General features: G+C 42.4%; 15 protein-coding genes and 1 riboswitch. Of the genes, 9 read left to right on the top strand and 6 right to left on the bottom strand.

The annotated features are described in order from the left end of the window. The first annotated feature begins 3 nt into the window (after positions 1-3). The 3 genes from QWY16_RS03590 (at position 4) to QWY16_RS03600 (ending at position 3202) form a co-directional block, all read left to right on the top strand. Complete coding sequence (locus QWY16_RS03590) at positions 4-855, top strand: alpha/beta fold hydrolase (protein WP_300991493.1); 852 nt, start codon at positions 4-6, stop codon at positions 853-855. 130 nt (positions 856-985) lie between these two features. Beyond that, entirely contained in the window at positions 986-1729 is a 744-nt protein-coding gene (locus QWY16_RS03595; protein ID WP_300993259.1) for a 2-keto-4-pentenoate hydratase, read from the top strand. A gap of 168 nt (positions 1730-1897) precedes the next feature. Then, positions 1898-3202 carry an MFS transporter gene (locus QWY16_RS03600; protein WP_300991494.1) on the top strand — a complete coding sequence of 435 codons (1305 nt, stop codon included), beginning with the start codon at positions 1898-1900 and terminating at the stop codon, positions 3200-3202. A 164-nt stretch (positions 3203-3366) separates the two neighbouring features. Here QWY16_RS03600 and QWY16_RS03605 read toward each other — a convergent pair whose 3' ends face one another. Continuing rightward, on the bottom strand, positions 3367-3636 hold the full coding sequence (locus tag QWY16_RS03605; protein ID WP_300991495.1) for a hypothetical protein: 270 nt from the start codon (positions 3634-3636) through the stop codon (positions 3367-3369). Between the two features lie 26 nt (positions 3637-3662). Next, positions 3663-3815 carry a hypothetical protein gene (locus tag QWY16_RS03610; protein ID WP_300991496.1) on the bottom strand — a complete coding sequence of 51 codons (153 nt, stop codon included), beginning with the start codon at positions 3813-3815 and terminating at the stop codon, positions 3663-3665. 277 nt (positions 3816-4092) lie between these two features. Between QWY16_RS03610 and QWY16_RS03615 the strand changes: the two genes are divergently transcribed. Both QWY16_RS03615 and QWY16_RS03620 read left to right on the top strand, forming a co-directional pair. Continuing rightward, positions 4093-4944 carry an RCC1 domain-containing protein gene (locus QWY16_RS03615; RefSeq protein WP_300991497.1) on the top strand — a complete coding sequence of 284 codons (852 nt, stop codon included), beginning with the start codon at positions 4093-4095 and terminating at the stop codon, positions 4942-4944. A 251-nt stretch (positions 4945-5195) separates the two neighbouring features. Then, entirely contained in the window at positions 5196-5855 is a 660-nt protein-coding gene (locus tag QWY16_RS03620) for a YdeJ family lipoprotein (RefSeq protein ID WP_300991498.1), read from the top strand. Positions 5856-5995: 140 nt separating this feature from the next. Here the strand turns inward: QWY16_RS03620 and QWY16_RS03625 are convergent, their stop codons facing one another. Beyond that, entirely contained in the window at positions 5996-6712 is a 717-nt protein-coding gene (locus QWY16_RS03625) for a 3-ketoacyl-ACP reductase (protein ID WP_300991499.1), read from the bottom strand. Positions 6713-7105: 393 nt separating this feature from the next. On the opposite strand from QWY16_RS03625, the gene QWY16_RS03630 reads away from it, so the two are divergent. From QWY16_RS03630 to QWY16_RS03645, 4 genes are all read left to right on the top strand, one after another. Continuing rightward, a complete protein-coding gene (locus tag QWY16_RS03630; RefSeq protein WP_300991500.1) occupies positions 7106-8083 on the top strand; it encodes a formylglycine-generating enzyme family protein in 978 nt (325 codons plus the stop codon). 206 nt (positions 8084-8289) lie between these two features. Continuing rightward, positions 8290-10578, top strand: coding sequence for an arylsulfatase (locus QWY16_RS03635; RefSeq protein WP_300991501.1), 2289 nt, complete (start codon positions 8290-8292; stop codon positions 10576-10578). A 612-nt stretch (positions 10579-11190) separates the two neighbouring features. Then, the gene (yiaA, locus tag QWY16_RS03640; protein WP_300991502.1) at positions 11191-11652 is read left to right on the top strand and encodes an inner membrane protein YiaA; all 462 of its coding nucleotides are present in this window, start codon (positions 11191-11193) and stop codon (positions 11650-11652) included. Between the two features lie 205 nt (positions 11653-11857). Continuing rightward, positions 11858-13120, top strand: a complete 1263-nt coding sequence (locus QWY16_RS03645) for a DUF1572 domain-containing protein (protein WP_300991503.1) — start codon at positions 11858-11860, stop codon at positions 13118-13120. Between the two features lie 55 nt (positions 13121-13175). Here QWY16_RS03645 and yfkAB read toward each other — a convergent pair whose 3' ends face one another. From yfkAB to QWY16_RS03660, 3 genes are all read right to left on the bottom strand, one after another. Further along, on the bottom strand, positions 13176-14306 hold the full coding sequence (gene yfkAB, locus QWY16_RS03650; protein ID WP_300991504.1) for a radical SAM/CxCxxxxC motif protein YfkAB: 1131 nt from the start codon (positions 14304-14306) through the stop codon (positions 13176-13178). Between the two features lie 744 nt (positions 14307-15050). Then, positions 15051-15584 carry a hypothetical protein gene (locus QWY16_RS03655; protein WP_300991505.1) on the bottom strand — a complete coding sequence of 178 codons (534 nt, stop codon included), beginning with the start codon at positions 15582-15584 and terminating at the stop codon, positions 15051-15053. Between the two features lie 153 nt (positions 15585-15737). Beyond that, positions 15738-15923: a hypothetical protein gene (locus QWY16_RS03660; RefSeq protein WP_300991506.1), complete on the bottom strand. Its 186-nt coding sequence runs from the start codon at positions 15921-15923 to the stop codon at positions 15738-15740. A 275-nt stretch (positions 15924-16198) separates the two neighbouring features. After that, positions 16199-16299: riboswitch (glycine riboswitch) on the top strand. The last annotated feature ends 156 nt before the right edge of the window (positions 16300-16455 follow it).

The raw sequence follows: 16455 nt of genomic DNA on the forward strand, positions 1-16455 counted from the left end.
TAAATGTCAATGTGGACTGATTTACAAGATGTGGAATATAGCCTTTACTATTTAGATGCGGGCGGCATCAAAACAAGGGTTTTAGAAGCCGGCACAGGTGAACCGTTAATTCTGCTTCACGGGACAGGTGGACATATTGAAGCGTACGCGAGGAATATCAAAGGGTTGAGCGAGAAATTCCGGGTGATCTGCATCGATATGCTGGGACATGGCTACACAGATAAGCCGGAATATGCTTATGGCATCGATGCTTACAGCGACCATCTTCTGGACGTGATCAAGGCTCTCGATTTATCGGAAGTTTTACTTTCGGGTGAATCATTGGGCGGCTGGGTTGCAGCGTGGTTTGCAGCACACCATCCAGGAATCGCCAAGGCGCTTGTCCTAAATACTCCGGGAAATGTCAACAATAACCCGGAAATCATGAAAGCATTGAAAGAATCTACCATCAAAGCGGTTATAGAAGCCAATTATGAAAATGTAAAAACACGCCTTGAATGGCTAATGTACGATAAGAGCCAAGTAACAGATGAGTTGATCGAAGCCCGCTACAAAATCTATACACAGCCAGCTTATCAGAAAGCGGTTTATAATATTGTCGCTCTTCAAGATCTGGAATTCAGACAAAAGTATGCATGGGATCCTTCCTGGTGCGGGAAGATCGATGTACCTACACTTTTGGCGTGGACGGACCATGACCCGACTTCTAAAGTGGAAGCGGCCAAGCCAATCCAGGAAATGATTCCGGGCAGTGAACTGACCGTCATCACCGATGCAGGGCATTGGCCACAGTGGGAACAAGTTGAAGCCTTCAATGAAACTTTAACAGATTTTCTCATGGCAAAAGTAAGGTAAGCAAATGAAATAATCGTATAAATTGAATAAAGAAGGGGATGTTCCCCTTCTTTATTTGGTTAAGCAGAAAGGGGACTTTATATTGAGCAAGCAATTGACATCCAGGGTGATTGCAGCAAGCGAGCAGCTGATGGCAGCGGAAGCAGAAAAGAAATCTGTGGCTGCGCTGACGGATACTTACGAAAACCTGACAATAGATGAAGCCTACGAAATCCAATTAAAAGGCATCCAGCAGAAAATTGAAGCAGGGGACCGGATTGCCGGTAAAAAAATCGGATTGACTTCTGTTGCCATGCAGGAGCTGTTAGGCGTTGACCAGCCGGACTATGGCCATCTGCTGGCGAGCATGGAAGTGGAAAATGCAGAAACCGTATCATCTTCCACTCTTTTTCAGCCCAAAGTGGAAGGGGAAATTGTGTTTGTGCTTAAAAAGGGACTGAAAGGCCCTTCCGTTACAGCGGAAGAAGTAATGGAAGCGACCGACTATATTATGCCTTCCCTTGAAATTGTCGACAGCCGGATCACCGATTGGAAAATCAAGCTGCCGGATACCATCGCAGACAATGCTTCCTGTGGGCTTTTTGTTCTAGGCAAGGAAAAATTCTCGCCGACGGATATGGACCTGGCAGGAATAGAAATGAAACTGTATAAAAACGGTGAACATGTCAATACCGGCTATGGCAAAGACGTTTTAGGGCATCCTGCGACTTGTGTCGCATGGCTCGCGAACAAATTGTATGAATTCGGCGAGGAACTCGAAGCAGGAGAAGTCATCTTGTCCGGGGCACTGTCAGCTGCAGTCGCCGCGGAACCGGGAGATCGGTTTACAGCTGAATTCACCCAGCTGGGCAAAGTGGAAGTTTCTTTTAACTGAGAAGGAATCTGCGGCCAGTGGGGATTTTTATCCCTGCTGACCGTAAAAAGAATGAAATTCAAGTTTGCGATAACTGCAAGCGCATACAAAAATGCGGGGAATATATGATTTTTCTGAACCGGATTCGAAATTTTATTTATGAAATAAAATGAAAAGCGAGGAAAATCTATGAAGCATAACAATTTGAACAACGCAGGTATATCCAAAAAGGCCTGGCTGGTAATTGCGCTGCTATTTGTGGTGACGGTCATCAGCAACGCCGATAAAGCGATTATAGGCTTTGCATCTGTACCGCTCATGGAAGAATTGGGGTTGACGGCTGCCCAGTGGGGAATGGTCGGCGGTGTTTTCTTTCTATTGTATTCTATTTCAGCAATTCTAGGCGGCGTCCTCGCAGACCGCATAGGCGTCAGAGCGGTGATGGCAGGAATGGTGGCCCTCTGGTCGATTGTCCAGTTTTCCACCATCTTTGTGAACAGTTTCGCTTTTCTGCTTGCTACCCGGATCATTCTAGGTGCCGGAGAAGGACCATCTTATTCACTGGCGATGACAGCTGCCTCCAAATGGCTGCCTAAAGAGAAGCTCGGCATCGGAATGACATTAGTATCAATCGGCGGGCCGCTCGGCGTAGCCATTTCCGCGCCTATGCTCGTACACCTGATCTTGAATTATGGCTGGCGTTCTGCCTTTATCGCTACAGGCATCATCGGCATTGTATGGATTTTCTTTTGGCTCGGGATTGTCAAAAGCAAAGACGAAAAAATGGCTGAGCCTGCAGCCCGCAAGACAGCAGCTACAGACAGCCGGCCTGAAACGAAGTTTTCTTCTGTGCTTAAATCCAAGAACTTCATCTTGATTGCGCTGTGTGGATTTGCTACTTACTGGTCGTTTACGATCGGCCTTAACTGGCTTCCTAATTACTTGGAAAATGTGCGGCGGCTTGAATCTGAAGTCTTGACGATTGTGGTCGCATTGCCTTGGGTTCTCATTACGTTGACCCAGCTTTTCTTTTCCACGCTTTCCGATCGCCTCTACCGGAAAACCCAGGACATTGTCAAAGGGCGAATCTTTGTGTTGGGACCAGTGATGGTAGCAGGAGCGCTCAGCTACTTCTTCGGCGCAATGGCCCAAAGCAATTTCATTGCCATTGCTTTATTGTCTCTCGGCTTAGCGCTGGGGTGTATCACATTGGTACTGGGTCCGGTCATCTTGGTGAATCTGGTTTCTAAAGAACATCAAGGCAAAATCCAAGGCTGGTTCATGGCTGTCACTTCGCTTGGCGGAATCGTTGGACCATACATAACCGGGCTTTTAGTCGAAAATGCTTCAAGTGTTTCCATGGGCTTTCAATTAGCTTTCCAAAGCAGCGGCTTAGTCATCCTTATCTTTGGCGGCCTCGTTTGGGCAGCTGTCCGTCCGAACAAACTGCAAGGGCCAACTCCAATCAGACTGCCTGAAGAAGTGCAGGGATAATTGGTCATAAAGAATACAGTGAAACAGTACCGCGCAAACGCTGGTACTGTTTTTTTGCGGGGTGCTGCCAAATCGGAAATTTATTTTATTTCCTGGACCAAGTTAGGCAAAAGCTGTGTTTTTACCGAAAGGCAATCCTTATCGAATATAAGCACCGGGCAGGCTCAATGACGCAAAGCCTGATCCGCCCGGTGCTCATCTTCCTTTTTCACATAGAAGTCGTATTGCGTATTGGTGATTTCTGAAGTAGTCCTGGCGAAAGGCATGGCGCCTTCTTGACCGCCGCCAAAGACGCTGTAATTTGACTTCCGCACGACGTCATAGGAAATGCCATGTTCGCTTAATTGATTGGCCGCCTTAAAATAAGGCTCATTGCCGAAAGCTGAGTGAACCAGGCATTTCTTTTCCATAAACAACAACCGAAACAGCCCCATCCCAACCGCACCCCTTTCTAAAACTCCTACCGTTTCCGCAGTTCTTCCACAATGTCCTTCAAAAGAGCATTCCGTTCTTTAGCCAAGCTGAATGCTTTTACAATCAAATAAATCACCACTGCAAATAACACGAAATAAAACACCATCATGAACATCGGCCACAGCAACAGATTGCTCATATCGATCACCATCCTTATCAGTACTACGCAACAAGCTTCCAAATGTTTCAAAAAAGTGGGCGAGAAGCAAGGAAGATTAATTGATTCTGCCTAATTCATTTAAGCAATCACATCGAATGAATAGCTGTATATTTTATGCTGATAGCTGTGTTAGATTATGGATAACTAATGAGAAACATAAATCCAAACGGCTGCCTTTATTGTGGAAGGTGGCTGTATAAAATTCTTCAATACAACAAGCTGATGTGAAGTTCGATTTTAAGGAGGGGGAACATGGATGATCAAACGATGGCCCAAAGCTGCCATAGCGGCGGGGTATCGCCATAGCGTCGGGCTCAAAACGGACGGTATGGTAGTTGCGGCAGGCGACAACAAATATGGCCAATGCGATATGAGCGGCTGGTGCGATATGACAGCGGTAGCCGCGGGCAGCGCCCATATAGGGAGTTCCCATACGGTTGGGCTGAAATCCGACGGCACAGTTGCGGCTATAGGCTGGAACAAGTACGGCCAATGCGAAGTGAACGACTGGCGCGATATAGCGGCGATCGCAGCAGGCTGGCGCCGTACCGTTGGAATCAGAATGGATGGCACGGCAGTCGCTGCTGGCCGAAACAATGAAGGCCAATGTAATGTGGATGAATGGCGTGACATCGTAGCGGTATCGGCGGGGGACTGGCATACCGTCGGGCTGAAGTCGGACGGTACGATGACAAATGCGGGAAACAATCGATATGGCCAAGGCAATGTGAATGATTGGCGCGATATCGTGGAAGTCGCCGCAGGGTACCTGCATACCGCCGGATTAAAATCGGACGGTACGATGGTGGCTGTCGGTTTGAATAAGGATAATCAATGTGAAGTAAACGGCTGGCGCAATATCGTGGCGATAGCAGCGGGCAGCAATCATACAGTCGGTTTGAAATCGGATGGCACAGCAGTGGCTATAGGCAGAAACACTGAAGGGCAATGCGAAGTGAGCGGCTGGCGAAACATCGTGGCCATTTCAGCAGGAAGCGCTCATACGCTTTGCCTTAAATCCAATGGCACGGTAGTTGCTGCGGGCCGGAATACGGAAGGTCAGTGCGAAGTAAGCGGTTGGAGCGGCATCCAGGCAGCCGGCAATTAATTATTGAAGGACCGATTATCCTAATTGAACAAAACAGCAGAAGCTGCGGAGACAGTTTATATAAAAGAAAAAAGATTAGGGAGATGGATTCTGTCTGATCTTTTTTATTAACGATTCGTAATCTTTAAGGAGGAATACTGATCTCACATATAGAATTTGTGGCTATATCTTTTATTTTGAAAGCTAAAATTAATAAAGAAATTTGTTAATAACTTCATCAGTTCAACAATAAGGAAAGAAAGGTGGGACAAATGAAGACAGTCGCAAAGATATTTTACTTCAGTGCTGTGTTATTGCTGCTGGCGGGTTGTGTCGGAAACACGGATGAAGAAGCTGCAACAGGTGCTTCAGAAGAAAGCTCTGTAAATGAATCAGCAGAAAAAGACACACGCGAAACCGATGAAAATACATCAAAAGGTGAGGGAGAGGAAGCGGATATGAATAAGGAAAACGAAGTCTCTTCAGAAGAAACTGTTAAGACTGATGCGGATAGCACCACTCCAGATGCAGGCAATCAGCAAAACGAAGATGCTTTATCCCAATATTCCAGCGAGCAAATCGAATACGCCAGAGTTTGGCTGCAGCTTGGTCCAAACCAGGATATCGACGGCTTGTATGTGGAACGCATATCGGCTGATACACCGCTCAACCCGAATGATGAAACGAGCGGGACTTATCCGGAAGACGTCATCCAGCTGGCGGGTTCCCGCTTAGTGGATGGGTCTTTAACGTATAGCGGAAACGGGGACGGGACCATTAATGTGTACAACGTACCGCTGCGCTGGGACGGCGAGTATCCGGCGGGTGAAGAGTTCTACACAGAAATCATCGATAATACAGAGCTCGTAGCGATTGATGGAGGTGATGATAAAGAAGTTATAAGATTGATTAAATTACTGAAGGATGAATGATAAGCAGCCACAGCACTATAAATAGACGCCAATCAAAAAATCCCATTCAAGCAGAAATTTTCTGCTTGGATGGGATTTAGTTATTTCATTGAATTAGGATAAGCCATTGTATCTCTATATGTATAGAGTTCGTTATCCTTTTACGGATTAGTCGACCAAAGTCCAGCCGATTTCAAGAGAACACGCGGGTGCAGCTTCAGCTGGGCAACCATCATTTCAGCCAAATCTTCCGGCTGCATGACTTTGTCCGGATTGCCGTCTGTCAGGTTTTCCGAGAATGCCAGATCAGTAGCAACTGTGCTTGGTGTCAAGGCACTGACACGGATATTGTGTTTTCTGACTTCCAGCATTAACGATTCCGTCAGTCCCAAGACACCGAATTTCGAAGCACTGTAGGCGCTTGTCACCGGCGCACCTTTTTGTCCGGCCGTTGACGAAATATTGATGATGTCGCCAGATTCGCGTTCAATCATCTGTGGCAATACAGCACGCGTCACATAATACACGCCCATCAAGTTCGTATCAATGATGCCTTTCCACTCGTCAGGCGACAACTCAAGGAATTTGCCGAATTTGCCGATGCCGGCATTGTTGATCAAAATATCAATCGACCCCAGCTCTTCCGTTATATGTTCGACTGCTGCATTGACGGCTTTCATGTCAGCGACGTCAGCCACAGCAAATACTGTTTTCACTCCGTATTGTTCCAGTTCCGCTGCCACGTTCTCCAGATTGGCTGCAGTACGTCCAACAAGTCCTACGTTTATGCCTTCCGCTGCAAAAGCGAGGGCGGTCGCCCGGCCGATGCCTTTCCCCGCTCCTGTAATCAACGCATTTTTTCCTGTTAAGTTTTGCATATGAACAGCTCCTCTATAATCAATCAGTTCCATCCATCAGTGTAGCAAAGCATGGAGAAAAAAGCCTAGTGAAGAACTTCACGAAAAGAGTTCTGGTCCTTCGCTAAGAAAGGACACTTTACTCGGTTTTCTCATCAATTAAATGGATTAAATCAAACTAGCTCAGATTATTGCGAATAATCATCACAATAGCTAGACAATTCTATTTATTACTTACATTGACTTACTTATCGCCTTTGTTATAATAAATTGTACGAATAAAGTAATATTGTACGATATTCGTACAAATCTGAATATTATTAAATGTAAGCCCTTTATATTTATAAAAAATGAAAATTAATTTACAGTAGATTTTTTTGGGATCACGGATTTTTAGGTTGGGAGGCGTAGGTAATGGAACAAAAAGAAAATTCGCATTGTTGTGCTGCAAGTCGTTTGAAAATGAGGAACATTGATGATTGGAAACTGGAAAAGGATGTTAAATTGGACCCGAAGTTAATCGGAAAGAAATTTTCAAGGGAGAATATGGTTTATATACCTGGAGGAAGTTTTCTCATGGGAACAAATGACAAAGAGGGCTTTCCTTTAGACGGAGAGGGTCCCATTCGAAAGGTAACGGTTAGTCCCTTTTATATGGATGAATGTACTGTAACAAATGCTGACTTCAAATCTTTCGTAACTGCAACAGGATATATTACAGAAGCCGAGAAATTTGGAAATTCATTTGTTTTTTATCAGTTTTTGAGTTCAGAAACTGATAAAAAAGTGACGCAGAGAGTACAACAAACACCATGGTGGATGGTTGTAGAGGGTGCTTGTTGGAAAAATCCCGAAGGTCCTGATTCCACTATAGATGATCGCTTGGACCACCCGGTAATACATATTTCATGGAATGATGCGCAAGCGTACTGTAAATGGTCTGGTAAACGGTTACCCACCGAAGCAGAGTGGGAATTTGCTGCTCGCGGGGGATTAGAACAAAAAAAGTATCCATGGGGTGATGAGTTGACGCCTGGTGGAATTCACCAATGTAATATTTGGCAGGGGAGTTTCCCGAAAGTAAACAATAAGGAGGATGGTTATGCTGGCACAGCACCGGCTAAGTCTTTTCCAACAAATGGATATGGCTTATATAACATTTCCGGAAATGTTTGGGAGTGGTGTTCAGACTGGTTTAGCATAAACATTCAAAGCCGGGGCGGTGGTGTAAACCCAAAAGGGCCTAAAACAGGCGACATGCGAATCATGCGCGGCGGATCCTATTTATGTCATCAATCTTATTGTAATCGCTATCGTGTCGCGGCACGAACTTCGAATACGCCAGATAGTTCAACAGGCAATATTGGGTTTCGCTGCGTTGCTGATGTCTAAGAAAACTATTAGCGGGATTAAAAAGAAATTTTACTTATTTGGGGTACCAATATGTTCCTTTCTTCTTGATTTAGTTGAATAGTTTAGTAAAGATGTTCCAAAACTAGCTAGGTGATCAATAGAGGTTAATGGATAGGGCAGTGAAAGAAAAACGAATGAATCCGTAAAAGCAATACAATTATTGTGAGGAAGATGGGGGAAGACATATGGGAAATAAGAGGATTTTTTCTAACTATATTAATAAGTTAAGTGTGTTTGGTACAGTAGCTCTACTAGCTTCGGCATCTGTATTAAGCGGTTGTTCATCGGGGGAAAAGGTTGAAAGCACAAAAAGAGAATCTGCAATAGAGCCTGATACAAACGTCATTTACATTGTGCTGGATGATACAGGTTTTTCAGATCTGGGAAGTTATGGGTCCGAAATAAAAACTCCGGTTATGGATGAGCTAGCCGAAAATGGACTAAGGTATAATAATGCCCATGTAACACCACTTTGTTCACCGACAAGAGCATCATTACTGACAGGAAGGAATTCACATGAAGTTGGTGTTGGGACAGTTACCAATTTCGACATGGGACCGGAATTTCCGAATAAGCGGGGAGCGATTAAACCTGAAGCCGGAACGATTGCTGAAGTGTTAAGGGAAAATGATTACAATACTTATGCAGCCGGAAAATGGCATTTGGCTCCAACCGATCAAACAACCCCTGCGGGTCCTTATGATAATTGGCCACTCCAAAAAGGATTTGACCAATATTATGGCTTTATAGAGGATTCATCAGACCAATATAGACCAGATTTAACGATTGATAACACCCAGATACCTTCTCCTAATGACGAGGAGTATCATTTTTCAGAAGCAATCGTTGAGAATTCGAATAGATACATCACCAATCATACAAGTATTCATCCAGACGAAAACTTTTTCTTGTATCTGACTTTCGGTGCGCAGCATTCTCCGCATCAAGTACCGGAAAAGTATATAGATATGTATGAAGGTGTATATGACAAGGGTTGGGATGAAGTTAGGGAAGAACGTTTCGAGAAACAAAAAGAGTTGGGTATTATTCCGAAAGATACAAAATTATCGCCTAGCAATGAAGACATAAAACATTGGGATGAATTAACCGAAGTAGAGAAAAAGAACTACATCAGATTTCAACAAACGTATGCTGGTTTCTTAACACATACTGATGAACAAATCGGGAAATTAGTAGACAATCTACGTCGCCTCGATCAGCTGGAAGATACTATGATTGTATTAATATCGGACAATGGAGCCAGTGGAGGGGGAGGAGCTAACGGTTCGTCGAGTAGAACTTTAGCCTTTAACGGCGAGGGTGAAACAATTGAAGAAGTAGACAAACATTACGAAAATTTTGGCAATGACCAAACAGGAATGGACTATCCTAGAGGATGGGCGCAAGTGAGTAACACACCTTTTAGAAGCTATAAAAACACTGCTTTCGAGGGAGGAACCCATTCGCCATTAATTATCCATCATCCGAAGTTAATAAAAGATCCAGGTTCCATCAGATCACAATACGTTAACGTAAATGATATTACACCAACTGTATTTGACATAATAGGAATCACACCTCCAGAAGAAATAAATGGAGTGAAACAAATGGAATATTCCGGAGAAAGTTTTAAAGAGACATTTACAAACCCTAAAGCTAAAGGGAGAGAAACACAGTATTTTGAAGTGTCAGGACAAAGGGCTATCTATCATGATGGATGGAAAGCGGTAGCAAATCATACAAAAGGGGAAGCCTTCGAAGAGGATCAATGGTCTTTGTATAATGTTGAGGAGGATTTTTCTGAAACGGTGGATATTGCAAAAGAAAATACCGATAAATTGGAAGAATTACAAAAACTGTGGTTGGATGAAGCGGAAAAGTATGGAGCACTACCGCTTACTGATATCTTTATAGAAGGATTTTTATCTATTCCAGATGATACGTTGAGAGCAAAAAATCATTTTACGTATTATAGAGGAATGAGCAGGTTAACAGACTCGGCAGCCGCACCAATCATTAACCGTTCCTATGAAATAAATATTCCAATTGAACGTAATAACAGCGAAGAAGATGGTGTTCTTTTAGCACATGGCGGCATTGAAGCCGGTTATGCAATTTATATTAAAAATAATAAATTGTTGTATGAATATATATTAGGCGGTAGAGAATATAAAATTACTTCTAATATTGATGTACCAGTCGGTGAGTCCGTAGTGACTTACAAATTCGATAAGACAGGCTCACACGAGGGGAAAGGTACATTGTACATTGATGATAAAAAAGTCGGGGAAACCAATTTAGAAGAAACACAGTCCTACAAAATGTCATTTGAAGGCCTGGATGTCGGAAAAGATTCTGCCTATCCAGTTAGTCAAGAATATGCGGATCAAGGTGAATTCGAATTTAAAGGGAAACTCCTAAAAGTTGAATATAAACTTGGGAATGATGAAGAATTTATAACACCTAAAAGTTAATTGGTGAGGTCGGACTCCCTAGTCCTAGGAAATATATGCCCGTAAACATAAAAACAGGAAAAAGCATTTACAGAGCTTTTTCCTGTTTTTATGATATGGTTGTTTGTCGAATTAAGTGCAACAATTCTTCCTGAAACGCCTCGTATGCAGTTGTCCAGCTTAAAATCGCGCCCCTGTGTACCGAAAGATGTCATCTATTCACGAAAATTACATAGCCACCAGCCATCCTAACTGAAATCAGTCGGTTTCGAGGATGGCTGGTGTATGTTTATGGGCATTGAGAAATGTTTATAATTGTTCCAGACACAAGGGTGAAATGGCAAATTTGTAAAACCGCTGGCGAAAATTAATTTATTCGGCGGTTTTCAATTTTGCAGGAAATTGAAAACGGAGAACCGCATTTATCTTTTTAAAATTTTACTTTAAACCATCATTCTAAATCCAATTGCATATGGTAGAATAATCCTAATAATGAATTTTATAAAATAGTATTAGCGATGCAGGAAGGCCGGCAATCAGGCACTGCTTTTATTCGTATAGTTTCCTGGATCGAGAAAGCAAGGCAAAAAGGGAAAGCAAAATCTGCATTATCAAATGACAGGGGCTGAATGTATGTTGGGAGAAAGAGAAGAAGAGGTGTTCACTAAGAAACCGGCGGAAAAACGCAGGCTTGGTGAACCGACTGGCGCGTTCAAAGGCGCGGCTTGGGGTGCATTGGTGATTGGGGTGTCTTCGTATTTAATCGGGTTGTACAACGCGACGATGGAGTTGAACGAAAAAGGGTATTATATTGTATTGCTGATTCTCGGACTTTACTCCGCCGTATCACTTCAAAAAGCCGTCAGAGACCGCGATGAAGGAATACGGGTCACGAATCTGTATTACGGCATCAGTTGGTTTGCGCTAATTTCGGCGATTGCTTTAATGGCGATCGGCCTATTCAACGCCGGCAGTATTGTGCTCAGCGAGAAAGGCTTTTACGGCATCTCATTCGTGCTGAGCTTGTTCGCGGTCGTCACGGTCCAAAAGAACGTCCGCGATACGGAAGAAGCGAAAAATATCGGAGAATCGTGACACAATTCCAAGCAACTATCATAAAGAAAGAAGCGTCCAATATCTGTTGGGTGCTTCTTTTTATATTTGGAAATAGCAGTCCCTGTAATCCTAAATCTCCATAATGAATTGATTCATAATGCGGATTGCGGGTACATGTTTATTAAGAAGACTAAGCGGTCATTTTGACCAATTTATAAGATTGATTAGAAATGAGGTTTATAATGTGGAAAATATCCTTCCAATAGCAGCAGCAGTAGTATTAATTTTGATAGTTGGCCTTTTCCTTTATTTTAATAGAAGAAAAGAAACACCTGCAGAGCCTGAAATATCATCAAGTCCAGAAATCGAACCGGAAATAAAAAATAGTGAGCCGGAAGTAGAAGAAGATCCTTATGTTCCTTTTATGCCTCACATTTCAGAAGTTGAAGATGAAGAAATAGTGGAAAGGCAATATAGAAAGATGGAAATCCCAGCAATTTTGAAATTCGATATTCGGGAAACGCTTAATGCCGGGTCACTGGTAATTGAAGATGCTAAAAAATATAAGGTGAAATTCAGCCCTGAAGTGGTGAAAGGGTTAAAGGACAAAAACATGACGCTTATAGAACGAGTGAACGGGAAAGGGTATCTTCCAGCAGTAAAAAAAGACGGCACGAAAGGTATTTATGAACAAGCTGTTTTATTGAAAAAGGTTGATCCGAAACTGGTTGCCCATGCGAGCTTCAGTCTGTTAACCGCTGTTGTCGGGCAGCAGCAATTGATTGAAATCCAAAGTTCGTTAAAAAAGATTGAAGAAAAATTAGCTGTTTTATTGCAAAACAGGGACAATGATTTTGCCGGGAAAATCGAATCCAGGTTCAGCTATTTCAGAGAAGTAATCACACGCTTCAGAAATAATGGCATCCTGCTTGGTGGCGTGGAAGATCAAAAAGTAGAAGATTTCTATACGGCTACTCTTGAAGATTTAAAGGTCTTAAATAAAGATCTTAAAGGCATAGGAGAAAATATTGATAAGTTGAAGGAACATGAAATGATTCGGAATTGGGGAGAAGCGGCAATAATAAAGGATTATAAGAGGCTGATTAATACATTCAACAACAAACAAGAATTGGTGTTGTTGAACATAAAGTTCATCGAAGAATGTTACGAGCCTTATTTAACTTCAGTAAGAAATTATCAAGAAGCGAATTCAAAATCCCAAGCGTTAGATGAAGTGGTGGTTGAAAACAATAACATTATTAGTGTGATTGAAAGCAAAGTGAAAAAGATTGAAGAAAACTATAAAGTGAAATTGAACTTTGGTGTAAAAGCGTTGAAATACAGAAACCTTGAAGGTTTAAAAGAAGTCACACCGATGAGGATAAGCCAGCAAAAGCTTGCTGCAAAAGAGATTCCTTCCGAGCTGCTGTTTGAAATTACAGATGACGAGAAAGTATATGCGTATGTGCGTGAACAAGGAAGATCATTACTTGATATTCAGAGTTGAAGACATGAAAAGGCCCGATCTAGTTGGATTTTTCCCCTAGATCGGGCTTTCAAAATTAAACGGTAATTCTCGATTTTTGGACAGTGAAATCGGTTTCCGGGTAATAGGCATCTTTCACTAACAAATTCGGCCCCAGGCATTTTGCTGCGGGGCAATGGCAGCCGATTGTCTTGGCTAATGGCCGTTCCAGCCAGCGGTCAAGCATGGCCGGCAACGAATCGGTCTGGATATTGCCCATCGCCGGGGTATCACCAAAATCAGTGACGATGACTTCGCCAGTGAAAATATTGACGTTTAACCGGGAGCGGCCATCCGGGTCATTGCGGACGGTGACGTTTTTGCTGGCATGGATGCGGTTCAGCAATTTGGTATCTTCTTCGTTTTGGCTACACGGATAAAACGGCAATGTACCGAATAGCATCCAGACATTGTCATCGCGAGCATCCAATAATTCATGAATAGCTTTTCTCGTTTCATCCAGCGATAAAACTTCCAATTGGCTGGCGAAATCGCTTGGGTACATCGGATGCACTTCGTGGCGCGCGCATTTCATTTCTTCAATGATCTGCTTGTGGATGCTCTTCAAATGAGGCAATGTCCGTTTGTTCAGCATCGTTTCTGCCGACACCATCACGCCTGCTTCCGCCAGCGCACGGCTGTTGTCAATCATGCGCTGGAACTGTTCAGCCCGCCGCTCTCTGGAAGGTTTTCGTTCCATATTGGCAAATCCGCCATCGACAAAATCATCGATCGTGCCCCAGTTATGGGAAATGTGCAGGACATCCAAGTAAGGCGCAATTTCCATATAGCGGTCAAGCGGCATCGTCAAATTCGAGTTCATCTGGGTGCGGACGCCGCGTGCATGGGCGTATTTTAATAGCGGCAATACATAATTGGCGACCGATTTTTTCGAAAACATCGGCTCTCCGCCCGTCAAACTGATCGTCCGTAAATGCGGGATTTCATCTAATCGCGCAAAGAGCAGCTCGATCGGCAAAGCATCCGGATCCTTATGCGCCAGCATATAGCCGACAGCGCAATGTTCACAGCGCATATTGCATAAATAGGTCGTGGTGAATTCGATGCTGGATAAGGTCAGTTTACCGTGTTCCTGGATATCCATATACGCTTCCCACGGATCATATTGCGGTGTAATTTTGCTAAGTGTTGTTGCATTGTTTTCCATATATACCGAACTCCTAATAATTTTCTTGACTATTAAGTATGCGCTTTTCGATTTGCTTGTGCAAGGGCTGGTTTTAACGTGCAAAAAAGTATGTAAGCTATTTTAAATTATCCTTTTGTCGCTTTATTAACTAAAGATTATAATTTTTTGATCTTTTGACTGGGAATCGAACGTAAGTTCTGTTATATTCAAAGCATACCACTATGGAATGAGGTGTATTTCGATGGTGCTTGCAATCAAAGAAGTGAACGGCTTTGAAAAAGGAAAGAAGTATACTGGGGATCTCGAGTTTCTATCATGCTTTAAAAACGACGAACATCGAGTAGTCGCTTTAATTGAACACTAGCGTTGCATAGCTTACAAATAATATTAAATAAAGAAAAATAATACAATGCAAAAACAAAAGAGAAAACACTCCACCAAAATAGGAATTTTAATTTTTAAATTTTCTTCTCTTTATTTGTAAAGTGCTCTTTAGTAATAGGTGAGACGAATGCTACATTTTCTCCGTAATCCATTAGAATTGGAATGCACTCCGGAAGTTTTTGTCTGCCTTTACTCTTCTTTAACCTACGATTAAAACTTGCTAATAGCTTGCTGATGGGTCTGAATAAATAGACTCGCATTTGTCGTAGAAATTCCCAAGCTGATTTTTTAGGTTGGTGAATTAAACGCATAATTTCAATCAAAGCAAAGGCTATTAATGTAATGTACATCTGGTTCCAGATACCTTTGGGAGACTGGCTAAATATATGATTGACTTTCAGTTGAAGCAATCATTTTTTCAGGAAACACACTATCAGATGAGGCGACTACAATTCTAATATGCAATTTTATACCGCTTGAAACCTTAGATATAGCCGTCCAATTGGAGGCGCTATCGGGCAACTTAACATAGGTACCATCGATAATACGAATGATGCCTACATTTGTATTTATGCCAACGGCATGTCTTTGTAAATTCCAGTAGCGCTTAGTTAGCTGGCCGAGTAAATCCACTAGATGCTCTGTATTTATATCAATAAGTCGACGACTAATTTGTGAATAGCTAATAGAATTTAGTTCCAATTCCCGTTGTAATGATTTATTGGAACGAATATTTTCAGCAATTTCTCGATGGCCGTCCCATTCGCATAAGCTGCCTATTATAAATGCTTTTACCAAGGCAAAATCCGTTAACTTTTTTTCGTCGTAGTTCATCAATGGACACGCCAATTTAGTAACCGGCAGCAATGATAAATATTGACGAAAGACTAAGTTTTGGTCTATGCTTCCCATAGGGAGTCTCCTTTCTGTGTGATAAAAACTGGTTTAGTCGTCAGTTATTATTTCACAGACGGAGCTCTCTTTTTGCATTTTTCAAACACTTTAAAGGTCTAATACTATCATTTGTAAGTATTTTTACAGCTATGCAACGCTAGTGGGTACCGATTACTGGAGAATACGAGGATCCCCTGTCCTTAATTCAAAATCATATCCGTTTTGAATCATTAACAGCTCTAGCGCGGTTAGGTGGGGAAGTCGATTTGCAAATAATAACGCAGCATCATGACTCGGACATGCAAATGCCTCAAGTTCGAAGTCAACAATTAAGTCATCGTTCTCTTCTTTTAACATGTAAACCCTCCGGTAATACGAGTTTAAGATTGTTTTGTGTCATATCGATCCCTCGCTTTATAATTTTTTGTGTACAACCATACATTAAGTAGTCTAAGTCCTATTATCTCATAATTCCGTGTAATGCATAGGTAAATTTTAATGTTGTATGGTTGAATTTTACATTTTAATATTTCAATAGGTGTGTATGAGGTGGAATAATAACTAAATTCGGAATATTGACTAGACTTTTACTTTTCTGTTGTTTATTATATTAATTAATCGAATAGTAGCGGATGAATATTATGGGAGAGACTAAACGGTTTGTTTAGCACCGAAGGAGCAAGTTCCGAAAAACAGGAATCAATCTCTCAGGTAAAAGGACCATAATAGGACGCGTCTCTGGAGAGCGCCATGTGCCACCAAAGGAGTTACACTCTCAGGTAAAAGGACAGAGGAAGTATAGGTGAACACCTATATTTGCTCTGTCCTTTTATTTGTGGTGAAATGTGGTGAATTATAAATAGGAGGGTACATCACCATCGTCTATGAG

The organism is Planococcus shenhongbingii, assembly GCF_030413635.1.
GTDB lineage: Bacteria > Bacillota > Bacilli > Bacillales_A > Planococcaceae > Planococcus > Planococcus shenhongbingii.

What these genes read in the sequence shown, in the direction of transcription:
- QWY16_RS03655 (WP_300991505.1), bottom strand. Translation starts at nt 15,584, where the DNA reads ATGGGAAGCATAGACCAAAACTTAGTCTTTCGTCAATATTTATCATTG.
- QWY16_RS03595 (WP_300993259.1), top strand. Translation starts at nt 986, where the DNA reads ATGGCAGCGGAAGCAGAAAAGAAATCTGTGGCTGCGCTGACGGATACT.
- yfkAB (WP_300991504.1), bottom strand. Translation starts at nt 14,306, where the DNA reads ATGGAAAACAATGCAACAACACTTAGCAAAATTACACCGCAATATGAT.
- yiaA (WP_300991502.1), top strand. Translation starts at nt 11,191, where the DNA reads ATGTTGGGAGAAAGAGAAGAAGAGGTGTTCACTAAGAAACCGGCGGAA.
- QWY16_RS03610 (WP_300991496.1), bottom strand. Translation starts at nt 3,815, where the DNA reads ATGAGCAATCTGTTGCTGTGGCCGATGTTCATGATGGTGTTTTATTTC.
- QWY16_RS03620 (WP_300991498.1), top strand. Translation starts at nt 5,196, where the DNA reads ATGAAGACAGTCGCAAAGATATTTTACTTCAGTGCTGTGTTATTGCTG.
- QWY16_RS03660 (WP_300991506.1), bottom strand. Translation starts at nt 15,923, where the DNA reads ATGTTAAAAGAAGAGAACGATGACTTAATTGTTGACTTCGAACTTGAG.
- QWY16_RS03590 (WP_300991493.1), top strand. Translation starts at nt 4, where the DNA reads ATGTCAATGTGGACTGATTTACAAGATGTGGAATATAGCCTTTACTAT.
- QWY16_RS03630 (WP_300991500.1), top strand. Translation starts at nt 7,106, where the DNA reads ATGGAACAAAAAGAAAATTCGCATTGTTGTGCTGCAAGTCGTTTGAAA.
- QWY16_RS03635 (WP_300991501.1), top strand. Translation starts at nt 8,290, where the DNA reads ATGGGAAATAAGAGGATTTTTTCTAACTATATTAATAAGTTAAGTGTG.
- QWY16_RS03600 (WP_300991494.1), top strand. Translation starts at nt 1,898, where the DNA reads ATGAAGCATAACAATTTGAACAACGCAGGTATATCCAAAAAGGCCTGG.
- QWY16_RS03625 (WP_300991499.1), bottom strand. Translation starts at nt 6,712, where the DNA reads ATGCAAAACTTAACAGGAAAAAATGCGTTGATTACAGGAGCGGGGAAA.
- QWY16_RS03615 (WP_300991497.1), top strand. Translation starts at nt 4,093, where the DNA reads ATGATCAAACGATGGCCCAAAGCTGCCATAGCGGCGGGGTATCGCCAT.
- QWY16_RS03605 (WP_300991495.1), bottom strand. Translation starts at nt 3,636, where the DNA reads ATGGGGCTGTTTCGGTTGTTGTTTATGGAAAAGAAATGCCTGGTTCAC.